Origin of the sequence: Cohnella sp. WQ 127256 (assembly GCF_024519285.1) — a bacterium.
Taxonomy (GTDB): Bacteria; Bacillota; Bacilli; order Paenibacillales; family Paenibacillaceae; genus Cohnella.
The window spans coordinates 166,886-190,294 of record NZ_JAMZCY010000010.1 but is presented as its reverse complement, the minus strand read 5'-3'; the positions used below and the strand labels follow the sequence as shown (position 1 = coordinate 190,294).

The following is a 23,409-nucleotide window of genomic DNA, read 5'->3' as shown; positions in this document are numbered from 1 at the left end:
CCCCGCTCAATTGTTTATCGTTACTATTCGTCCGTTAAGTGATACCCGTCCATCAGCAATCCATCCAACGACCTGAGGCAACAGCTCGTGCTCAGCCTGATGAATTCGCTCCCCTAATGTTTCCAATGTATCCTGATCTCGAACTTCCACGGCTTGCTGAGCAATAATCGGTCCGGTATCCTTACCGCCATCCACGAAATGGACGGTTGCCCCAGTCAACTTCACGCCATACTCAAATGCCTGTCCAATCCCATCCATACCTGGAAAAGCAGGCAGCAGAGCCGGGTGAATATTGATCATACGACCATAATAAGGTTCGACTAGAACCTCAGTTACCAGCCTCATGTAGCCCGCCATGACGATGAGTTCAATTCCTCTAGCCTGCAAATTCGCAATAATCTCTTCTTCGTATGCTTGTCTGGAAGGATAGTCCTTCGGAGAGAAAGTGAACGTCTCCACTTGAAAGCTCCGGGCCCGCTCTAGCACATATGCGGAAGGCTTGTCACATACAACAAGATCTAATGTCGCATTGATCCGGCCGTCTCGCACCGCTTCAGCTAATGCTTGAAAGTTACTCCCGCTCCCAGAAGCGAATACAGCTATTTTAAGTGGGACAGAAGGCGCTACCGCCTTCTCGTCTCCTCCATTACTTACGATCATGGCAGTTCAACACCTTCAAATGTAACGATCTTGGAGCCTGCTGTAACCGTACCGATACGGTAAGCTTGCCCATCATGTTCTTTAGCAAGCGCTAAAGCTTGATCTGCTTGCTCAGCAGAAACGACAAGCACCATACCTACACCCATATTAAAGGTTGTGTACATATCACGGTCTGTGATGCTTCCTGCTTGCTGCATTAATTCGAAAATAGGCAGAACTGGCCAAGAGCCACGTTGAATATCTACGTTAACGCCTTCCGGTAATACGCGAGGAATATTCTCGATGAATCCACCACCCGTAATGTGCGCCATTCCTTTGATCTCTACGCTGTCTAACAGTTTAAGAATTTGCTTCACATAGATGCGAGTTGGCTCGATAAGAACATCACCTAGAGTCTTTCCACCAAGCTCAGCTGGCTTATCCGTAAGGGCATAGCCCTTCTGTTCAAGCAGCAATCTGCGCACGAGTGAAAATCCGTTGGAATGAATACCGCTTGAAGCAAGACCGATGACTACATCTCCAGCTTGGATTGTCGAGCCGTCAATTGCTTTTTTACGATCAACGATACCTACTGTAAAGCCTGCAATATCGTATTCGCCTTCGGAATACATTCCTGGCATTTCCGCAGTTTCTCCGCCGATAAGCGCACAACCTGCTTGTTCGCATCCGTCTGCTACGCCTTTAACGATGGCTTCAATTTTCTCTGGAATAACTTTGTCGCAAGCGAGATAATCGAGGAAAAAGAGAGGCTCAGCGCCAGTAACAATAACGTCATTAACGCACATTGCCACAGCATCAATTCCGATTGTATCGTGCTTGTCCATAGCAAACGCAAGCTTCAGCTTCGTGCCTACGCCATCCGTGCCACTCACTAGAACGGGTTCTTCATACTTGTCTTTATTCAGGCTGAATAGCCCGCCGAATCCGCCGAGCCCCGTTAACACTTCTGGACGAAGTGTTTTCTTAACGTGCTTCTTCATCCGTTCAACAGCTTCGTTACCGGCTGAGATATCGACTCCAGCTTGTTTATACGCTTCGGACAATGGTTTCACTCCCAGATTATTGTTCTGTTGCATCCGCAGCTACGTGACGAACCATCGGGTTCCGCCTGCTGTTGTATTCGTGTGATCTAGATTGGACTAGAAGGTCATCACACGAATACAAAGGCAGGACGTAAACTCTTCACCCGATGGTTGTCCCTCCGCCGCTCTGAACCGAACATTTTTTATTTTCAACTAGAGCATGTACCTGCTGGTTTCACACAGGTACTTTAATCAATATTGGTTTGTTAAAACCCGTCGTGCTGATTGTTACATTGTGCTATAGTCGAGCGGTTTTGCTCGGATAAGCTCGCTAGGCGGGCTTATTCCGAGCTCCCCGCATTAGTCACAGCTACAAGAAGTGAGCTTAGCGTCTTCGAACTCCACAGGAGTTGGGTAGTCGTTGTTGAAGCATGCCATGCACAAGCCACGGTTGTATTCGTTGTCGTGACCGCCAATGGAATCAATCAAGCCCTTATCGCTCAAGAAATAGAGAGAGTCGGCGTTGATTGCCTGACGGATTTCCTCCACTGTCTTGCTGGAGGCGATCAGGTCTGCTGGATTAGGAGTATCGATGCCATAATAACAAGGATTCATGAATGGAGGTGAAGTTATTCGTACATGCACCTCTAGGGCGCCCGCTTCACGAAGCATGTTCACGATTCGAAGCGACGTTGTACCCCGTACGATCGAATCATCGATCATTACGACCCGTTTGCCCTCTACGACTTTGCGAACGGCGGACAGCTTCATTTTCACACCTTTTTCGCGTAGCTCTTGAGAAGGTTGAATGAAAGTACGTCCGGTATATTTATTTTTAATTAAGCCAAGCTCATAAGGAATACCTGTTTGCTCAGCATAACCGATTGCTGCTGAAATACTAGAATCCGGTACACCCGTTACGATATCCGCATCGATGAAAGCCTCTTGCGCAAGCTGTTGGCCCATTCGTTTACGGGAAGTATGCAAATTCACGCCATAAATATCACTGTCCGGTCTCGCGAAGTAGATGTACTCCATCGCACAAACCGCACGTCTTTCCATCGGTGCAAAACGCTCTTCATGCAAACCGTTTTGGTCCAACACAAGCAATTCGCCTGGTTGAACATCGCGTTCATACACTGCACCAATCGTTTCCAAGGCACAGGATTCGGATGCGAAAATATAAGCTTCTCCAAGCCGCCCCATTACGAGTGGACGAAGACCATGTGGATCACATGCTGCGATCAAACGACCTTGCGTTTGAATAAGGAACGCGTAGCCCCCGATTAGACGAGCAAAAGCATCTTTAACCGCTTCAACGAGATCCTTAGGTGAACGAGCGATCAAATGCGCAATCACTTCGGTATCGCTAGTTGTCTGGAAGATCGACCCAGTATCCTCTAGCTCTTTACGGATACCCGGCTCATTCACCAGGTTTCCGTTCGTGCACACGGCCAAATCCCCACCGCGATATTTGAACACGAGTGGCTGTGCATTCGCTAGACGGCTTGATCCTGCCGTAGAGTAACGCACATGACCGATCGCCTGGCTTCCCACTAAGGACTCCAGACGGTCACGGTCAAATACTTCCTTAACGAGCCCCATACCCCGGTGGTAATGGAATTTCCCTTCGTCCGAGGTACAAATTCCGCAGCTTTCTTCGCCGCGGTGCTGCAAGGCATGCAAACCATAGTAGGAAAGATTGGCCGCATCGGGATGACCAAACACCCCGAATACGCCGCATTCTTCCTTTAACTTATCAAAGATCGAGTCTTTGCTACTGTTACCCTCGTTGTAATAATCTCCGGTCCAGAGCTTATTCACTGCTGTCCCCCCATGTGTTACCGCTGAAGTCATGCTTTCTTACCGTTCATCTGGTTTGGAATAGCTTCCTTCCAACCCTGACGAAGCTCTGCGATTGAAGCGTCAATAGCGTCATGACCACCAATATCGATTTTCAGGCGATCCCCTGAAACAGTACCTAGACGTTGAAGTGGAACACCTGCAAGAGTAATCGCAACAGCTAGCTTATCCGCAAGCTCAGGCTTAGCCGAGAGCAGGATCCGCGATTGTGATTCACTGAACAATGCAAGATCAGGACGAAGATTTGTTTCGAATGTTACGTTAGCGCCAAGTCCGCGACCGAAGCCAGCTTCTGCAAGCGCCGCAGCCAGACCACCTTCAGACAGGTCATGCGCCGAAGCAACAAGTCCTTGTTGAATCGCGCTAAGAACCGTTTGATGAAGCTTCTTCTCTGTAGCCAAATCAAGCTCAGGAGGACGACCTTCTGTTACGCCATGTACTGCATATTGGAATTCGCTACCGCCGATTTCTGCTTTTGTATCGCCAAGCAAGAAGATAACATCGCCTTCTGCTTTGAATTCTTGAGTTGTGATGTGATCCGTGTCGTGTACAAGACCAACCATACCTACAACTGGAGTTGGGAAGATAGCGCCTTTGGAATTTTCGTTGTACAACGAGACGTTACCACCGATAACCGGAGTTTCGAACACTCGACAAGCTTCTGCCATACCGTCTACCGATTTTTCCATTTGCCAGAACACTTCCGGCTTATCCGGGCTACCGAAGTTCAGGTTGTCCGTAATCGCAAGCGGCTCCGCACCGGAACATACGATATTGCGGCCTGCTTCTGCCACGGCAATTTTACCGCCCACTTCAGGGTCCAAGTACACATAACGGCCATTACAGTCTGTAGTCATGGCTAGACCTTTACGCGTTCCACGAATCGTAACAACAGCAGCGTCCGAACCTGGACGAACAGCCGTTTCCGTACGAACCATGTAATCATATTGGTTATAAACCCACTCTTTGCTCGCAAGCGATGGAGAACTAAGCACTTTTTTCAGCGCAGCGTTCAGATCAAGTACTTGCTCATAGCCGTTTGTATCTATAGATGCATTTTTCAAATAATACTCAGGAATTTGTGAGGGCTTGTCATAGATCGGGCAATCGTCAACGAGTGCATGAACAGGCATGTCACCCACAATCTCGCCTTTGTGGAACAATTTTAAGCGACCATCATCCGAAACCTTACCGACCTTCGCACAGTGAAGACCCCAACGCTCAAAAATCCCTTTCGCTTGCTCCTCGTGTTGCGGCTCACAAACGAACAACATCCGCTCTTGCGATTCAGACAACATCATCTCGTAAGCAGTCATGCCTTCCTCACGTTGTGGAACCTCATCAAGGTAAAGCTCCATACCGTTACCGGCTTTGCTCGCCATTTCCGCGCTTGAACAAGTTAAACCAGCAGCACCCATATCTTGAATTCCAAGTACGATACCGGAATCAATAAGCTCAAGTGTCGCTTCCATAACAAGCTTCTCCATGAACGGATCACCGACTTGTACAGCAGAACGCTGCGCTTCGGATTCTTCTGTCAAATCCTGGGATGAGAATGTCGCACCATGTATACCGTCACGTCCAGTAGCAGGTCCTACGTAAAATACAGGGTTTCCGATCCCTTTGGCAACGCCGCGTTGAATCTTATCATGATCGATTAAGCCTACGCACATCGCATTAACGAGTGGGTTTCCTTCATAAGCCTCATCGAACATCACTTCGCCCGCAACCGTCGGGATTCCGATACAGTTACCGTAACCAGCGATTCCGCTAACAACATGCTCGAACAAGTAACGTACGCGCTCGTTTTCGAGACGACCGAAACGTAAGGAGTTCAGCAAAGCAACTGGACGAGCTCCCATGGAGAAAATATCACGGATAATTCCGCCGACACCTGTTGCCGCTCCTTGGTATGGCTCGATCGCAGATGGATGATTATGAGATTCAATTTTGAAAACAACCGCTTGGTTGTCGCCGATATCAACGATTCCCGCGCCTTCGCCCGGTCCCATCAGAACGCGAGGTCCTGTGATTGGGAAGCGTTTCAAGAGTGGCTTCGAACTTTTGTATGCACAGTGCTCAGACCACATAACGCTGAATACGCCGATTTCTGTATAGTTCGGTTGACGTCCCATGAACCCACAAATGAGTTCATACTCTTTTTCAGAAACACCAAATTGCTTATATATTTTCTGTTCTGCGATTTGCTCGACAGTTGGTTCCTTAGCGGATACTTGCTGCGCCATTACGTTCCCTCCAAGCGTTTAGTACTGACGTGAACATCCGCACACCGTCTGCGGAACCTAGAATATCTTTTACTGCTCGTTCTGGATGTGGCATCATGCCCACTACATTACCCGCTTCATTACATACGCCAGCGATGTTATCAACGGACCCATTCGGGTTCTCGCCTGCATAGCGGAAAACGATCTGATTGTTCGCTTTCAAGCTAGCAAGTGTTTCGTCGTCTACAAAGTAGCTACCTTCGCCATGAGCGATAGGGATATTAATAACGTCGCCTTGGGAGTATGCGTTAGTGAACGCAGATTTCGTGTTCTCAACAACAAGATCTACCTGATGGCAACGGAATTTAAGAGAGTTATTACGGATTAGTGCACCCGGGAGAAGTCCCGCTTCCGTAAGGATTTGGAACCCGTTGCAAATTCCCAAGATGAACTTGCCTGCTTCAGCAGCCTTACGAATCTCTGCCATTACCGGAGCGAATTGAGCAATTGCACCACAACGTAGGTAATCTCCGTAAGAGAATCCACCTGGAACAAGAATCGCATCATATTCGGATAGATCAGTAGCTGTGTGGAATACATAGTCGACAGTTTGTCCAACTGTATCTTCTACCGCTTTGTAGCAGTCAATATCACAGTTAGAGCCTGGGAAAACAATGACAGCGAATTTCATGAGTGGCTCAGCCCTCCAATTCGAAACGATAGTCTTCGACAACTGTGTTCGCCAGAAGCTTCTCGCACATTACTTTGAGTTGTTCCTCTGCTTGTGCACGGTCATTCGTATCGAGATCCACTTCCAGGTACTTTCCAATTCTCACTTTGCTGACTTCGTTAAATCCAAGTGTATGGAGCGCACCTTGCACCGCATTTCCTTGCGGGTCGAGCACGTTCTGCTTAATCGTCACGTAAACCTTTGCTTTCATGAGAGTTCCTCCTGATATGGGTAATGGATTAGTTTAGGTTGTTTAAGTTGAACATTAACTTGATACTGTGTGCGCTATTCCGTCAATCTGCGAGCAATATCCTGATAGCGAGCGGTAGTCGTTTCGACCACTGCAGCTGGCAATGAGGGTGGAGGACTGTTCTTATCCCAATCCGAAGCCGCTAAGTATGCACGTACCGGCTCCTTATCCATACTGTCGATCTCAACGTCGAGCTTATAATTTTCCTCCGCCCAAAAGCGTGAGGAATCTGGAGTGAACAATTCATCAATCAATATAATATCGTTGCCGATAAGTCCGAATTCAAACTTACAATCCGCTAGGATGATTCCGCGTTTCGCGCAGTAATCTCGACCGAACTCGTATAGCTTCAAGCTACGATCGCGCAGCTGCTCAGCTAGCTCAACACCGACACGTCGCGCCATCTCCTCGAAAGGAATGTCCTCGTCGTGTCCTACGTCATTTTTGCCCGCAGGAGTGAAGATCGGTTGCTCAAGCTTCGAGTTCTTATGCAAGCCTTCCGGCAATGCAATGCCATTAACTTGACCATTACCTTGATATTGCCGCCATCCGCCTCCCGTGATATATCCACGTACAACGCATTCGATGTCGATCCGTTTTGCTTTGCGGCTCACCATGATGCGACCAGCAAGCTTGTCCGGCTCAGACACAATATCACCTAAAAGCGCTACATCTGTGTGTACAACGTGGTTGGGCTGGATCGCAGCGGTTTGCTCGAACCAATAAGCACTCAAGCCATTCAATACGCTACCTTTACCCGGAACCGGTGGGTCAAGCACATAATCAAATGCGGAAATCCGATCCGTGACGACAATCAACAAATGTTCTCCGAGATCGTACAGCTCTCGAACCTTCCCCTTGTGAATAAGGGGAGCATTTACGAGCCCTTCGGCCGTAGCCAAAGCTTGGGTAGTCATGTCATCAAACCTCCTAGCGGCAGTGCGCTTATCTCTCTTATTTCAAACCCAATCGATCAAAAATCGTGCTCACATGCTTCAGATGCCAAGTTGGATCGAAGCAATCAGCGATTTCTTCAGCAGATAACACAGCAGTGAACTCTTCCGTCGACTGAACGATATCACGGAAATCACGTTGCTCTTCCCACGCCTGCATCGCACGAGGTTGAACAGCATCATAAGCTTGCTCGCGGCTGAAGCCTTTGTCGATCAGCTTCGTCATCACGCGACCGGAGAAAGGTACATTGTAAGTACGGGACATGTTACGCTTCATGTTTTCTGGGAACACCGTCAAGTTCTTCACAATGTTACCGAAACGATTAAGCATATAGTTAAGGAGCATCGTCGCATCCGGCAAAATAATTCTTTCCGCAGAGGAGTGCGAGATGTCGCGTTCATGCCAAAGCGGGACATTCTCATATGCAGTTAGCATATGTCCGCGAATCACGCGGGACAAGCCACTCATGTTCTCACAGCCGATTGGGTTGCGCTTATGCGGCATCGCCGATGAACCCTTCTGACCTTTACCGAACGGCTCTTCCACTTCACGGAATTCACTCTTCTGTAAGCCGCGAATTTCCGTCGCGAACTTGTCGATTGAAGTCGCGATTAGTGCTAATGTCGCCATATACTCGGCATGACGGTCACGCTGCAACGTTTGTGTGGAAATTGGGGCAGCCGTAATTCCAAGCTTGTTGCATACAAACTGTTCTACAGCAGGATCGATATTCGCGTAAGTACCTACTGCTCCAGACATTTTACCGAATTGAACGCCATCCGCTGCACGCAAGAAACGCTCCAGGTTACGTTTCATTTCTTCATGCCACAAAGCCAGCTTCAATCCGAAAGTCGTTGGCTCAGCATGAACGCCATGCGTACGTCCCATCATTGGAGTATCTTTGTACTTAATCGCTTGATCGCGAAGAATTGCGATGAAGTTCTCGATGTCCTTCTTCAATATATCGTTAGCTTGCAGCAACAGATAACCCATTGCCGTATCTACGACATCCGTCGAAGTCAGCCCATAATGCACCCACTTGCGCTCAGCGCCCAAGCTTTCGGAAACTGCACGAGTAAAGGCGATAACATCATGACGTGTTTCTAGCTCGATTTCGTTAATGCGGTCGATGTCGAACTTCGCGTTTTTGCGGAGCTCTACCGTGTCTTCATGAGGAATGTGACCTAGCTCTGCCCATGCTTCACAAGCACATAGTTCAACTTCTAACCAAGCTTTGAATTTGTTCTCTTCTGTCCAAATGGCCCGCATCTCGGGACGACTATAGCGTTCTAACATGAGTAGTTAAACCCTCCATATATTCGATTGGGATATCCATTCTAATGCAGCGTCCACGTTCGGGGCTAGCACGTTGAGGTGTCCCATTTTACGTTTATGTTTTGCTTCCGCTTTACCATACAGATGAACCTTAACCTCTACTCCTAGCTTCTCTGCGACCTCATCCTTGCCAGCCATCCAAGCCAATAACGGCTCCATATGCTCGCCAAGAATGTTGGCCATGACAACAGGCGTCAGAAGCCCCGGATCACCAAGAGGTAAGTTACAGATCGCACGAACATGCTGCTCGAACTGCGATGTGCGGCAAGCCTCCATCGTATAATGACCTGAATTGTGCGGTCTTGGCGCAAGCTCGTTAACGTACAATTGACCATCAGCGGTTAGAAACAGCTCAACGGCAATCAGCCCTACGACACCAAGAGTCTCAGCAATCGATACCGCCAGCTTCTCCGCTTCGGATCGTACGGAATCTGCTATACGTGCGGGAACGATAGATAAGTGCAATATATTATGAATATGAATATTTTCTGCTGGAGCGAAGGTTCTCACTTCTCCAGATGGGCTTCGAGCCGCAATCACGGATATTTCCTTCTCGAAAACAATGAATTTCTCCAGTACGAGCTGTGTACCCGCCTGACTAGCTTCATTCCAAGCCTGCTCCAACTCATCGTCCTTACGTAATACCCATTGTCCCTTACCATCATAACCACCGGTTGCCGTCTTTAGCACGGCCGGTAATCCTAACGATGCTGCCGCCTCGCGGAGGCTTTCCAAGCTTACGATTTCCGCATAAGGAGCAACTCGCACTCCAGCTGCTTCCACTGCACGTTTCTCGCGTAGCCGATGTTGCGTCGTGTACAGCAGTGTACTACCTTGTGGCACGTATGATTCTGTCGCTAGCATAGCCGCTACTTCGGCATCTACATTCTCAAACTCATAAGTGATGACGTCTGAGCGACTTGCAAGCTCTCTTGCCGCTTCTTGATTATCATAAGAAGCTACTATTTGAGCAGCAGTCTGTCCACAAGGAGAGTCAGGAGTCGGATCAAGGGTGACGAATCGATAGCCTAAGCGGTTTCCAGCATGAGCTAACATACGACCTAATTGCCCACCGCCTAGTACGCCAATCGTTGCGCCCGGAAGGATCGTCCGTGTTTCACCGCTCATGATGGCAGTTCTCCATTATCTAGAACGTCCTGCGTAATCCGCTCACGACGTGCAGCAACCCGAGCTTGCACCTCAGGATCGAACGAACCGATCATTTGCGCAGCAAGTAGTCCTGCATTCGTTGCTCCCGCAGTTCCGATAGCAACTGTGGCAACGGGAATTCCACCCGGCATTTGCACGATCGATAGCAACGAATCTAGCCCGTTCAAGGCCTTTGACTGAACAGGCACTCCGATAACGGGCAGAACAGTTTTGGCTGCGACCATGCCCGGTAGATGGGCAGCGCCGCCAGCGCCAGCTATGATCACTTTCAATCCGCGTGAAACAGCAGATTCCGCATATTCAAACATCAAATCCGGCGTCCGATGCGCGGAGACGACTTTTTTCTCATACGGGATGTTAAGCTCCTCCAACACCTCGCACGCTTTCTTCATCGTTTCCCAATCTGACGTACTTCCCATAATGACGCCGACAAGTGACGACATGATTCCACCCTTCCTTAGTTGCGAACTTTAGTTTCCACTCCTAAAAAACAAAAAAAGATCGATGGGAATACCGTCAGTATTCCCCAATCGACCTTATGTCCACTACTTTCTACAAGCAACTCGCAACAGTGACAAGAGAAAGCCCGAACCTGTGACGGTTCGCGCTTTATATAGATGTCGTTGACGATTGCCACGTAGTCCGGAAATTAGGGTTTCCGGGTAGAGACGTTCGGGCCGATTCCCGACTTATACGCGCATGATAACTCACCTGTGAAGGCAAGAATATGTTCAATTAACGCCTTTAATTTTACCCCAGACGTCCACCGATGTCAAACAAAGGCGAACACTTTTCAGTATTTTTAATAATAACGTTCGGATTTAGCTCGAATGGAATAAAGAACGGAAAATGTGGCTTTATCCCTAATTATCCGCGAACCTTTTTTTCAAAAAAACGATGCTTAAACTCATTTAAAACCCCGCCCCACCTCCGTCAATTCGGAAGTGAAGCGGGGTTGATTTATGCCATGAATCTTTCGATTCATAAACTCGAAGGTAGTAACTTACTCTACTACAAATATATAACGTGCGATGACGATGAAGAATAGAATCCACATCAGCCAGTGAATCTGGTGTTTCTTTTCTCCCTTAAAGCCAGCTACGAAAGCTAACAATACGTAGGTGACGATACCGAAGGAAATACCATTAGCAATGTTATAAGTAAACGCCATAGCCGCAATTGTTAAGAACGCTGGGATTCCGATGACAAGGTCAGTAAAGTCAATATCTTTGACAGACTGTACCATGAGCACACCAACGATTATAAGTGCTGCGCTTGTTGCTGGAGAAGGAATAAGCAAAGCAATTGGCAGTAAAAACAGGGCTAGCAAGAACATTACGCCTGTCGTAACGGATGTTAATCCAGAACGACCACCCTCAGCAATCCCTGCAGAGCTTTCTACGTAAGCTGTTACTGTGCTCGTACCCAGCATTGCTCCGCCGCTGACAGCTACTGCATCAACAAACATTGCTTTACCGACTTTTTTCGTGCCTTCTTCTTTATTCTTGAAGAAGCCAGCACGGTTGGCAGTACCCACTAGAGTACCAAATGTATCAAATAACTCAACGAACGTGAATGTTGCAATCGCAGTCAACAGCCCAGTGGAGAGAAGATCAGCAAAATCCATATGCCAGAAGTTCAACTCACCAAAGCTAGGAGCCCATGATGCATTGTTCAACGTTCCGAAATCAACCAAGTCAACTCCCGGAAGAGCACCGATCAAAGTAATAAGCACCATCCCTAGAAGGATAGCTCCTTTAATCCGCAATACCATGAAAGCACCAATAATACCGATACCGACAATGGTTAGCCAAACTGTAGGTTCTTTCAGTGAACCCATTGTTAACAATGTGCCACCATCTTCGAAGGTGATGATATGCATCAGTCCAGTGTTCTTCATCCCAACAATCGCGATGAAAAATCCGATACCAACTGTAATTGCATGCTTCAACCCATCAGGAATGGCGACGATAAGCATTTGTCGAATTTTGGTAACCGTAAGAATAAAGAAGATAATACCTGAAATAAATACGGCTGCAAGTCCCATCTCCGGCGTAATCTCATGTCCTGTCGCCTTCGATGTTACGATCGTTGTGGCGAAAAAGGCGTTAAGCCCCATCCCCGGAGCGAGTGCAACTGGAAAGTTAACGAAAACCCCCATCGCAATCGTGAAAATACCTGCTGCAAGTCCTGTTGCTAGGAATACGGATGTAAAGCTCAAACCCGCTCCTGATAAAATGCCTGGGTTAACGACAAGAATGTAGGCCATCGTCATGAAGGTCGTGATTCCCGCCATGATCTCTGTGCGTACGTTCGTTCCCAGTTCTTTTAGCTTAAAGAAACTTTCCATGTCTCAATAAACTCTCCCTTCAGATTTGAAATGAATGTGGAAAAACTAAGCCAAAACATACAAAAAACCCAGAAGATAACACCCCTAGGTTCCGCACAACCGGGAAAATTCATACAGATGGAGACCTACATATCCCCCATAGGATGACTTCCCTTTCCGTAGACAGATCATTTGCGGTGACCTCGTAGAGACTCCCGGGCCCATTCCCAGGATTATACGAAAAGATTATTCAGTTGTTTGTCCAATCCATATTCTAGGACGTAAGACCTTGTCTGTCAACGGTTATTTACGAATATTATACCCCTTTATTTCAAAAAATCGTTCGTGATTTACTTCATTTCATTAGATGAGAGCGTTTCATTCCCATTGTAAGCGAAAACAAATCGGATATAGGCATTAATAACCAGAGATACTTTGCAAAAATTGGCATATTCCTCTGATGATCTATATGCTCAGCCTTCAACTAGCATTCCACTCACAATCATGCACAAAAAAAGCCTGTCGAGAATATCCTCGACAGGCTTTTGCACGAGCTTATTGAGTTAAGCTTAGCGCCTTACTCCCACTCGATTGTTGCAGGAGGCTTGGAAGTAATGTCATACACGATGCGGTTAACATTCTCCACCTCGTTGACGATACGGTTAGAAATTTTCTCGAGAACGTCGAACGGAATTCTTGCCCAGTCCGCAGTCATTCCATCGATGGATGTCACTGCACGAATTCCAACGGTGTGCGAGTAAGTACGTCCATCGCCCATTACGCCTACACTCTTCATGTTAGGCAAAGCCGTAAAGTACTGCCAGATCTCACGATCTAGGCCTGCTTTTGCAATCTCATCACGTAGAATCGCATCGGACTCCCGAACGATCTTAAGCTTCTCATCCGTAACTTCGCCTAGCACACGAATCGCAAGACCTGGACCTGGGAACGGCTGACGCATAACGATGGCTTCAGGAAGTCCGCACTCTGCTCCAACTTTACGCACTTCGTCCTTGAACAATGTTTTAAGCGGTTCGATCAGCTTAAACTTCATATCCTTCGGCAAGCCGCCGACATTGTGGTGAGATTTAATGGTTTGTGCTGTTGCTGTTCCGCTCTCAACGATATCAGTGTACAGCGTACCTTGAGCCAAGAACGTGAAGTCATCGAATTTCGCAGACTCTTCCTCGAATACACGGATAAACTCAGTTCCGATAATTTTACGTTTTTGCTCCGGATCCTCGACACCCTTCAGGTTACCTAGGAATCGCTCGCTAGCATCTATTTTGACAACATTCATATCGAACTTACCTACGAATGTTTCCATTACGCTTTCGCCTTCGTCCTTACGCAACAAGCCATGATCGATGAACATGCAAGTCAGTTGAGGACCAATCGCCTTGTGTAGCAGGATCGCAACAACTGAGGAATCCACTCCACCAGACAGCGCGCACAATACTTTCTTGTCGCCCACTTCGTTACGAATGTCTTGTACCATATCTTCGATAAAGGATCCCATAGTCCAATCGCCTTTGCAATCGCAAACGCCGAACAGGAAGTTACGGATCATTTCATTGCCATAGACAGAGTGACGAACTTCAGGATGGAACTGAACAGCAAAGAATTTGCGATCTGGATCGCTCATTGCCGCAACCGGAGCATGTTCGGTGCTCGCATCAACACGGAATCCCGTAGGCAGCTCAGTCACATGGTCTCCATGGCTCATCCATACCGTTTGGCGAGTTTCCAGTCCTTTCACAAGGGCGGAGCCTTCAACGAAATCAACATCCGATTTGCCGTATTCACGCTTATGCGCTGGCTCTACTTTACCGCCCTGCTGATGAGTCATTAGCTGCATACCGTAGCAAATACCGAAAATTGGAATTCCTAAATCGTAGATAGCAGGATCAATTGTCGGAGCACCCTCCGCATACACGCTTGCAGGTCCGCCGGAAAATACAATCCCTTTTGGCGCGAGCTCACGTAGCTTGTCTGCTGTTGTGTTAAAAGGAAGAAGTTCACTGTACACGCCCAAGTCGCGTATACGACGGGCAATTAGTTGGTTGTATTGGCCACCGAAATCCAATACGACGATCATTTCATGCTGGTTAGTAGTCACTGGGTAAACCGAGCCTCCTGAGCGTAAACGAAATATCGCTGCATATCGCATGCGTCCTCTGTTTCGCGGGGTAATAAGCGCAAACCTTAAATCGCCATTGCTGACGGTCTTGTCGTTCCGCAGGGTAAATCAATTGAAGTAATTATAGCTTTGCGGATTCGACAGCGTCAAGGCGAGTCAGGTTTCTGTTTCAGGTAGATCACGTTATCATCCCCTAAGAGACTCGGCTTATGATCTAGCTAGGTTCAGTTTGCGATCTGTTGGCAGGAAAACAGCAAGCAATCCGATTAACGGCAGGAACGCACACAGCTTAATAACGAAAGAGATACTTGTCGCATCCGCTAGCATCCCTAGAACAACAGAGCCGATCCCTCCGAGACCAAATGCTAATCCGAAGAAAAGCCCCGATACCGTACCGACTTTACCAGGCAGCAGCTCTTGAGCATACACAATGATCACTGAAAACCCGGACAACAAAATAAATCCGATGAACAAACAAAGAATGACCGACCAGAACAGGTTCGCATAAGGAAGCAGTAACGAGAACGGTGCGGTACCTAAAATGGAAAACCAAATCATATTCCTTCGACCGAAACGATCAGCAAGAGGCCCCCCCATAAAGGTACCTACAGCACCGGCCGCCAACAATGCGAAAATAAAGACTTGAGCGTATTCCGTCGTGATGTGATGATGATCGATCAGATAGAACGAGAAAAACCCTGTCATGCTAGCTACATAAACAAACTTGGAAAATAGCAATAAAATGAGAATGGTCATGGCGTAGACAATTGTTTTCTTAGGCAAAGGCTTTTTCTTAGTCGCTGTTTTCTTAACCGTAGTTTGGCGACTGATGTAGGCTCTGTACCATTTGGCCACGTAGATTTGCACAACAAAAGCTGCTGCTGCCGCAATCGTAAACCAAATAATCCCGAATTGCCCAAAGGGAACGAATATGAGTGCCGTAAAAATTGGAGCTAATGCCTGACCGATATTACCTCCTGTTTGGAAAATAGATTGCGCGAGTCCTCTACGTGAGCCTGCTGCCATATAAGCAACGCGAGATGCCTCAGGATGAAGGACTGCTGAGCCAAGCCCGATGAGGACGACCGATAAAATGACGAACGAGTAGCTATCGGCAAAGGCCAATACAACCATACCTAATAGTGAAAAAACGACACCGGCAGGAAGCAAAAAAGGTTTAGGCTTGGAGTCGGTATACCACCCAATTAGTGGCTGTAGCAAAGATGCCGTAACGTTCAAGGTGAAGGCGATCCATCCGATCTGTGCAAAGCTTAGCTGCATCGATTGCTGGAGGATTGGGAAAATCGCCGGGATTACGGACTGGATCGAATCGTTAAGTAAATGAACGAGACTGATTGAAAATAAAATGGAGTATACCGTTTTTGCTTGTAAGCTTACAGAATCTTTAGTGCTCATAGGGCACATCCTTTCGTCATATCATCAGATGTTTGATGTCAAAATGAAGGGGTTTTCCTTTAGGATTACTTTTCGCTTTAATTCATCTTATCATCTGATGTTTGAATACATAGAACGCTAATCTGAGATTTTTATTCATTTAATTCATGTTCATCCAATCCCTGAGCTGTCCCACAGTTCCGTCCAAGTTTCGGAGCGTCCAAAGCTCAGCAGCCGCTACATCTTTAGCCTTAATGGATTCGAACAGCTTCTCGTGAAACTCTGTATTGGGATCGTGCCCCTCCTTATCCTTAGCCAATTTGAATAAAGCTTCCCGCAGTACGGAAGAGAACGTCCGATAGAGGTCTGCAACAACATGGTTTTTGCTAGCTGCCGCTACGGCAATGTGGAATTCGATATCTGCGTTGAGATAACCATTCGTATCGCCCTTACTTAAAGCATCAGATCGTTGATCAAGAAAATGACGCATATGCTCAAGATCCTGTTCGTCACGACGCTCCGCTGCCAGCCTCGAGATTTCCAACTCCATCATCTTCCGAACCTCGTATACCTCTACAATCTCAGCTCTTCTAAGCCTATTCTCGAGTGGCTCCTGAATGACCGAGGTCGAAGCGAGAAAGGTTCCAAAGCCTTGCTTCTTCTCTAACAAACCTGCGTGGACGAGTACCCTGACGGCTTCACGAATCGTGGAACGCCCAACGCCGAACTGCTCCATGAGCTCGGGCTCAGTCGGTATTTTGTCACCATACTGCAGCTCTCCGCTAGAGATGATCTTCTGCAACTGGACAACAACATCGTCAACGAGCTTCGTTCGGTTGAGGGTTTGGAATGAAACCTTGGAATTAGAATTCATCTGATCATCTCCTGTTTCGAGTATATTATCATACTACAAATTGTCTGTATAGTTATTTTAGGAGGGCTTGCTTCACGTTGTCGACATGACCTTTCACCTTTAGGTTGCGCCACTCTTGAACGAGTATGCCTTCTTCGTTGAGGAGAAAAGTCGATCGAACGATGCCCATATACGTTTTTCCATATAACTTCTTCTCCTGCCAAACGCCAAACAACTCGCACACTCGATGCTCTGGATCTGCGAGGAGCAGGAAAGGAAGCTCGTACTTCTCAATGAACTTGTAATGCCTTATGAGCTCATCCGTGCTAATACCTAGGATAATGGCATTAGACTGTCCGAATGTCGCACTCGCATCTCGAAAATCGCATGATTCCTGTGTGCACGCCGGAGTCATATCCTTCGGATAAAAATAAATGACGACCTTGCGGCCCCGATACTCACTTAATCGTACGGTTTTCCCATTCGTGGCGGGAAGCTCAAAATCTGGGACGGGTTTTCCTATGTAAACATTAAACAAAGAAATCTCTCCTTAGCACTTTTGCAATCATTCCAGTTTATCATAGGGAGTACAAAGTACATAAAAAAGAGGCAATTCTCAGAAATAAATTTCTGAAAAGCCTCAGAGTATGAGATGCAATGGTTAAGAAAACAAGGGAGCGACCGCATAATAAAAGCGTTTGTACTTATCGTATTGCCTCTCGTAGTATGCCTTGAGGGAAGTATTTGGCGAATATACTTCCGCCTTCTGTAACCCTTTAAAGGTACGACACAAAGAGGAGTAATCCTGGCTCCAGCCTACATGACGGAATCCTAACGCCGCAGCACCCAGGGATGGCAAATATTGCGAATCTTTAGGTACAACAAGCTCACACCCTAATACATCCGCGATGATTTGGCACCATGATTTACTTTTCGCTCCGCCCCCAATGAGGGTAACCCGAAAATTTGAACCATCCTTAGCTAACAACTCCAGCACTTGACGCATCGCTAACGCAACCCCTTCTAAGACGGCGGTCCCCATCTCTTCCTTGGTCGTCGTTGGCTTCAAACCGATAAAGCAACCTGATGCGTTCATGTCTTGGACAGGACATCTCTCACCATTTAAGTAAGGCAAAAACATGACTTCATGCTGACCTCGCTCAACCCGTTGCAACGCCTGTTCGAACTGCTGATACGATAGAGAGTCACCACGACTCCCATTGCCGAACGTATCCATCGCCCACTGGTGCGCATTCCCCGCGTTAGACAGTGGTGCAATAGAAATCTGACGCCCATCATCCACATAAGATAGATTAAACGCACCGCTCCGTACGTCAATGAATCCGAATGAGGCAGCGGCCACCCAGCCAGTCGTGCCGATATACGCGTATACTTCATCTTCGTCATGAACACCTGCTCCGAGCGTAGCCGCACCTGCATCCCCGATTCCACACAAGACGGGTGTACCTACCGCAAAGCCTGATTCCGCTGCTCCCTGCTCGTGCACGTAACCTACAATTTCATCCGAGCCGAATATGCTCGGCATTTGCTCCCGCTTCACTCCGTAACGCTCCAGCCATGAGCCGATCCATGAGCGCGAACGGATGTCCATGCAGCCGGTTGTCGCTGCTGATGTCGGATCAGTCGCGTATACTCCAGTCAACCGTGCAATCGCATAATCCTTGGAACTGACCAGAAAGTTCACTGTTTTCTGGAACACTTCCGCTTCATTCTCCTGTAGCCATAAGATTTTGGGAAACGTTAACGTGCCGTCCATATGATTTTCAGTCAACTGGTGAATGTGCGATTCCCCGATCTCTTCGAGCAGTACCTTCGATTGCTCCGTGGCACGATTGTCCGCATACAAGATCGCAGGTCTTAGGGGCTGAACGCCCTCTCCAATTGGAATGCAATCCTGCATCTGTCCACTAAAAGTTAACAACGCAATATCCTTAGGCTTGATCCCTACCTTAAACCAATCTTTGGATATTCGGGTGACAGCGTCATACCATTGCTGGGGTTCCTGTTCGACAAAACTACCGTGACGAATGACGTTTAAGGAAATGTTTTTCTCAAAGAAGATCGTTGCATCTTCATTGACCAGAATCCCTTTGACGTTCGTTGTGCCGATATCGAAAGAAGCGATATATTTCACCTGTTCAACCCCCAGTAGAGGAGATCAACGTCTCCAGTTTCATTTCTGCCACTAAACGGTACAAATAATCCTTCTCCCGGTTCTCGCACCGACTGACGAGGACAGAACCCACAACAGCACCATCAAAACCACTTTGTACAGCTTTGCCAACTCGTTCCGGCGACCTAAGTCCGAACCCCGAGACAAGCATCCCCTTTGGCAAATGGGGTCGTATCCGGTCACATAGCACAGATGGGTCCTGAAGCTGAGCCATTGGATCACCAGTCGTGCCGGCATAGGATTGTGCGTATATGATCGTGGCCCCATTACAGACGTTTCGGATTTTCTCGTCATCCATTGCACTATTAATAAATCTTATGACGTCAATTCCAGCCTTTCCTACCTCCTCCTGCAGTCGGATTTGCTCCTCCAATGTGCAATCAGGCAGTACGAGAGCGTCAATAAGTTGTTCCTCCATTAAAAGACGGTACAACCCTTCGTCAATTAGCTCGTTTTTATAACCCATTGCCCATATCGGACGAGAAACCTCTTGCCGAACCTTACGCCACAGCGCAAGAAGTCCTTCCGAAGCTGCCGCCCCTGCATCCAATGCCCGTTTATGGGCACGCTTGATCACTTCACCGTCGGCGAAGGGATTCGGACTAGGTACACCTAACTCTATAATGTCAATGCCTGCGTGTGCGCTTGCTTGAATCATCTCAAACGATTCGTCGATCGTAGGATCGCCCGCCACCAAGTATCCAATGAGCAACGCTTCCGCCCTATCCTTGGCATCGTGAAACACTTCAGCATTCATAGGACTATACAAGTTCGTCTTCATCCTTGACCACGTCCAAGCTTTTGCATAAGAACAGCTGCAATAACGATGCAACCCGTAATCACGTCCTGCATAAAAGTAGGCACTTCAAGTATCGTTAATCCGTTCGCCAGCACACCGATAATGGCTGCCCCAACGAAGGTACCCCAAATATTTGGAACGCCTTCTTTGAAAGAAGTCATACCTAGGAAAGCAGCCGCGTAAGCGGACAAAAATAAGCCATCTCCGCCAGTAGGATGTGCGGAACCTAACCGAGATGCCATCAGAATGCCTGTCAAAGCCGCAAGCATCCCACATAAAGCAAAGGCCATATTCTTATTTAATGCGACACGCACGCCTGCGACTCTTGATGCTGCCTCATTGCCACCGATGGCATATAGCTTGCGACCGAAGGACATGTGAGTCATCACGTACCAGAATATTAGGGTGACGATTAGCATAATAAACGATAGCAGTGGAATGCCTAACCATTCTTTCTGCCCTAGATAACGGAATCCGTCTGGAATGCTCTCGAATACGGTCGCTCCACCTGTTAAGCGGAAATTCAAACCACCTAGTATCGTCCCCATCGCAAGTGTAGTAATAAATGAGAGCACACGGAACCGTGTAATAATCCAGCCATTAATGAACCCAATACCAAAGGCAATGACCATAGGGACAAGAAAAGTAATCCAAATCGGATAACCAGCAACTGCCATTTTGGCTGCGAACACGCCTCCGAAACTAGCCAGCGCTCCGACCGAGAGGTCGAACTCCCCTACGGACATAACGAGCGTAGCACCCAGTGCTATGATAACTAGGAACGAAATTTGACGGCTAATATTGATTGCATTATCTATTGATGCGAATGAATCCGGGCTCATAATCGAAAACGCTAATATGATAAATAATCCGGCAACGACCGTGCCGTAAGTTCGAATGAGCCGGATATAAGAGATGCTCGAGCTACGCTCAACCATGATGTTCACTTCCTTTTCCATGACTGTAACAATATCCAAGCACTTGCTCAGAGGTAACTCCATCGTTATCTAGCTCAGCCACAATGCGGCTGTCATGCAGGACATAGAGACGATCCGAAATATCCAGCACTTCTTGCAGGTCAGAGGATACGAATAGCACTCCGCCCCCTTTGTTCGCTTGAGCCTTCAACAATCGGTGAATCTCTTCACGTGTCATCACATCTACGGCTTGGGTTGGCTCATCACACAAAAACAAAACAGGAGAAGAAAGTAATGCCTTGGCAAATACGACCTTCTGCTGATTGCCACCACTAAGCTGACCAACCACCTGCTCGGGTCCTGCTGCCTTTACGTTCATTTCCTGCATCCAGGAAGCCACTTCGGAACGCTCCGCTCGACCACGAAGCTTCCAACCACTGGAGAACCTTCTTAGCACCGGCAATGTCATATTCTCACGAATCGACATATTCATAATTAAAGCATCACGTTTGCGCTCCTCCGGAATGAGGATAACTCCGTTCGCTAGCGCTACTCTTGGCGACAGTTTGGTTAGCTTTTTGCCCCCAACTTCAACGCTCCCGCCCGCGGCTTCCCTAAGCCCGTAAATTGTCTCCAGCAATTCAGTTCTCCCAGCACCCGCTAATCCGAAAATGCCTACAATTTCTCCCTTGCGAACATTTAAGCTCGTATCCTTTACCTTACCATCATTCGTGGACAAGCTATTTACTTTAAGCACCGCTTCACCCGTAAGCTTCTTCCCCGAACGCCGTAGAGATTGCTTGACCTCAGCATTGCTCATGAGTCGAATCAATTGTTCCTTCGTGGTGCTTGCACCTACAACCGTATCCACTCGTTGTCCGTTGCGGAACACCGTAATTCGGTCGGACAAACGGAAGATTTCATCCATGCGGTGCGACACGTATAGAATCGCCGTACCTTGCTGCGTCAACCTCCCGATCAAAGAGAACAACCGCTCCGATTCTTGATCTGTCAACGAAGCCGTCGGCTCATCGAGAATGAGCAGCTTGCATTCGAGCATCATCGCACGTAAAATTTCGAGCATTGTTTTCTCAGGTGGAGACATCCTCGAGGCCGGTTTACTTAAATCCAATTCAACGCTATATTCGGCTTTCAGTTGATCAGCGCGTAGCCGCATTTCTTTCCAACTCACACCAAGCCGGGATTTGTTCTTTGGATATGCTAGCCCAAGAAATAAATTCTCGTAACCGGAAAAGGACGGAATAAGATGTCTGTCCTGATGTACGACATTGATGCCGATCTGGCGAGCAGAGTCGGGGTCCGGTATCGTGACCTTCTTACCTTTCCAAGTGATCGTTCCGGCATCCAAACTGTAAACCCCGGTTATGATCTTGATGAAAGTCGATTTCCCTGCCCCATTCTCTCCTACTAATGCATGGACTTCCCCAGGCTCAAGCTCGAAATCTACGCCAGAAAGCGCATAATGCTGCCCAAACAACTTATTCAGTCCTTCGACTTTCAAAAGGGTCATTTTATAACCCTCCTTGCCTATGGATTGAGAAAAGCGACCTTCGCCGCTTTTCTTTTATTTCGCATTGTCTTTCGTGATTAAGCTAGCAGGAGCATACATCTCAGTGCCCTCAGCAGGCTTACCTTGGAATACGAGGTCCAATTGCTTAACAACGATCTCCGTCATACCCGTGAAATTTTGCTTCACTGTAGCGACGAGTGGAGAATCCTTCTTAATCATATCAACCGCTTGGCTATTCCCGTCGATTCCAGTAACGATAATATCTTTTCTACCCGCTGCCTCGATCGCTTGTGCGGCACCGATGGCTGCCTCATCCCATCCAGCCCATACCGCCGATATCGAGCCTTTCGCTTTGTTAGACAGTAGCAAGCTTTCCATTTGCTTCCGTGCGCTCTCGATCGGTCCCGGAACTTCGACTTGCTGCTCCGTCACTGTGGAGATCCCCGGCTTATCCTTCATCATTTCATCCAATTGTACTGTTCTTGCCAATACACCTGGATGAGGGCGATGCGTCAGAATGACAATTTTGCCTTCATTTCCAAGTGTTTGAAACATATGATCCGTAATCAGCTTGGACATTTCCTTGTTATCGCTTGTGGCGTTCATAACCATTCCTTCGATATATCCAGAATCACAACCCAGAACCGGGATATTCTTTTCTTTAGCCCGCTGGATTTGACTCTTTAATTGATTCGGATCCGTGCTGACCAATACGATCGCGTTAGTTTTGGAAGAAATCACGTCCTCCATCCGACTCGCGAGCTGGCCCATATCCCCTTTTGTATCGACTACATTCGCTTTCCAGCCCTTATCCGAAGCTTGCTTCTTCAATGATTCAACCATTTCGTTCGTTGTCACGGAGGACAGATAAGGTGTCATGATTGAAATTGTTTTAGCGCTTTTAGCGCCGTCCTCTTTGGATTTCCCACCACAGGCCGTTAAACCAATTACCAATAAAAGCGCTGTCAAAAGCATGATCCCTTTTTTCATTTCAATTGACCCCCTGAGTAGATACAACTATATTTTTTCCGCACCCACCCGT

The 23,409-nt window shown here is 47.6% G+C and carries 20 protein-coding genes and 2 riboswitches; all 20 genes read right to left on the bottom strand.

Translation table 11 applies throughout. From position 1 onward, the window contains the following. Positions 1–6: 6 nt before the first annotated feature. Positions 7–660 carry a phosphoribosylglycinamide formyltransferase gene (purN, locus tag M1K58_RS25785; protein ID WP_256761758.1) on the bottom strand — a complete coding sequence of 218 codons (654 nt, stop codon included), beginning with the start codon at positions 658–660 and terminating at the stop codon, positions 7–9. After that, the gene (gene purM, locus M1K58_RS25780; protein WP_256761757.1) at positions 657–1,703 is read right to left on the bottom strand and encodes a phosphoribosylformylglycinamidine cyclo-ligase; all 1,047 of its coding nucleotides are present in this window, start codon (positions 1,701–1,703) and stop codon (positions 657–659) included. Before purM ends, purN begins: the two co-directional genes overlap by 4 nt. A 339-nt stretch (positions 1,704–2,042) precedes the next feature. Then, positions 2,043–3,539: an amidophosphoribosyltransferase gene (gene purF, locus M1K58_RS25775; RefSeq protein WP_372339207.1), complete on the bottom strand. Its 1,497-nt coding sequence runs from the start codon at positions 3,537–3,539 to the stop codon at positions 2,043–2,045. Further along, on the bottom strand, positions 3,536–5,791 hold the full coding sequence (gene purL, locus M1K58_RS25770; protein ID WP_256761755.1) for a phosphoribosylformylglycinamidine synthase subunit PurL: 2,256 nt from the start codon (positions 5,789–5,791) through the stop codon (positions 3,536–3,538). The genes purF and purL overlap by 4 nt, the downstream gene beginning before the upstream one ends. Continuing rightward, positions 5,769–6,461, bottom strand: a complete 693-nt coding sequence (gene purQ / locus M1K58_RS25765; protein WP_256761754.1) for a phosphoribosylformylglycinamidine synthase subunit PurQ — start codon at positions 6,459–6,461, stop codon at positions 5,769–5,771. Before purQ ends, purL begins: the two co-directional genes overlap by 23 nt. Positions 6,462–6,468: 7 nt before the next feature. Continuing rightward, a complete protein-coding gene (gene purS / locus M1K58_RS25760; RefSeq protein ID WP_256761753.1) occupies positions 6,469–6,711 on the bottom strand; it encodes a phosphoribosylformylglycinamidine synthase subunit PurS in 243 nt (80 codons plus the stop codon). A gap of 74 nt (positions 6,712–6,785) precedes the next feature. After that, positions 6,786–7,667, bottom strand: a complete 882-nt coding sequence (locus M1K58_RS25755; RefSeq protein ID WP_256761752.1) for a phosphoribosylaminoimidazolesuccinocarboxamide synthase — start codon at positions 7,665–7,667, stop codon at positions 6,786–6,788. Positions 7,668–7,704: 37 nt separating this feature from the next. After that, positions 7,705–9,000, bottom strand: coding sequence for an adenylosuccinate lyase (gene purB, locus M1K58_RS25750; RefSeq protein WP_256761751.1), 1,296 nt, complete (start codon positions 8,998–9,000; stop codon positions 7,705–7,707). Between the two features lie 6 nt (positions 9,001–9,006). After that, a complete protein-coding gene (gene purK, locus M1K58_RS25745; protein ID WP_256761750.1) occupies positions 9,007–10,167 on the bottom strand; it encodes a 5-(carboxyamino)imidazole ribonucleotide synthase in 1,161 nt (386 codons plus the stop codon). After that, the gene (gene purE, locus M1K58_RS25740) at positions 10,164–10,652 is read right to left on the bottom strand and encodes a 5-(carboxyamino)imidazole ribonucleotide mutase (protein WP_256761749.1); all 489 of its coding nucleotides are present in this window, start codon (positions 10,650–10,652) and stop codon (positions 10,164–10,166) included. The genes purK and purE overlap by 4 nt, the downstream gene beginning before the upstream one ends. Before the next feature lie 175 nt (positions 10,653–10,827). Then, a riboswitch (purine riboswitch) is annotated at positions 10,828–10,926 on the bottom strand. Between the two features lie 286 nt (positions 10,927–11,212). Then, positions 11,213–12,559, bottom strand: a complete 1,347-nt coding sequence (locus M1K58_RS25735) for an NCS2 family permease (RefSeq protein ID WP_256761748.1) — start codon at positions 12,557–12,559, stop codon at positions 11,213–11,215. 139 nt (positions 12,560–12,698) lie between these two features. After that, positions 12,699–12,799, bottom strand: a riboswitch (purine riboswitch). Positions 12,800–13,115: 316 nt separating this feature from the next. Then, on the bottom strand, positions 13,116–14,636 hold the full coding sequence (guaA, locus tag M1K58_RS25730; RefSeq protein WP_256761844.1) for a glutamine-hydrolyzing GMP synthase: 1,521 nt from the start codon (positions 14,634–14,636) through the stop codon (positions 13,116–13,118). A 249-nt stretch (positions 14,637–14,885) separates the two neighbouring features. Continuing rightward, positions 14,886–16,094, bottom strand: coding sequence for an MFS transporter (locus M1K58_RS25725; protein ID WP_256761747.1), 1,209 nt, complete (start codon positions 16,092–16,094; stop codon positions 14,886–14,888). Positions 16,095–16,233: 139 nt separating this feature from the next. Further along, entirely contained in the window at positions 16,234–16,947 is a 714-nt protein-coding gene (locus M1K58_RS25720) for a FadR/GntR family transcriptional regulator (RefSeq protein ID WP_256761746.1), read from the bottom strand. A gap of 52 nt (positions 16,948–16,999) precedes the next feature. Next, on the bottom strand, positions 17,000–17,464 hold the full coding sequence (gene bcp / locus M1K58_RS25715) for a thioredoxin-dependent thiol peroxidase (protein WP_256761745.1): 465 nt from the start codon (positions 17,462–17,464) through the stop codon (positions 17,000–17,002). Positions 17,465–17,587: 123 nt separating this feature from the next. Beyond that, complete coding sequence (locus M1K58_RS25710) at positions 17,588–19,081, bottom strand: xylulokinase (protein WP_256761744.1); 1,494 nt, start codon at positions 19,079–19,081, stop codon at positions 17,588–17,590. Between the two features lie 4 nt (positions 19,082–19,085). After that, on the bottom strand, positions 19,086–19,901 hold the full coding sequence (gene trpA, locus M1K58_RS25705; RefSeq protein WP_256761743.1) for a tryptophan synthase subunit alpha: 816 nt from the start codon (positions 19,899–19,901) through the stop codon (positions 19,086–19,088). After that, a complete protein-coding gene (locus M1K58_RS25700; RefSeq protein ID WP_256761742.1) occupies positions 19,898–20,857 on the bottom strand; it encodes an ABC transporter permease in 960 nt (319 codons plus the stop codon). Before M1K58_RS25700 ends, trpA begins: the two co-directional genes overlap by 4 nt. Next, positions 20,850–22,367, bottom strand: coding sequence for a sugar ABC transporter ATP-binding protein (locus M1K58_RS25695; protein ID WP_256761741.1), 1,518 nt, complete (start codon positions 22,365–22,367; stop codon positions 20,850–20,852). The genes M1K58_RS25700 and M1K58_RS25695 overlap by 8 nt, the downstream gene beginning before the upstream one ends. Before the next feature lie 54 nt (positions 22,368–22,421). Then, positions 22,422–23,357, bottom strand: coding sequence for a sugar ABC transporter substrate-binding protein (locus M1K58_RS25690; protein WP_256761740.1), 936 nt, complete (start codon positions 23,355–23,357; stop codon positions 22,422–22,424). Positions 23,358–23,409 lie beyond the last annotated feature (52 nt).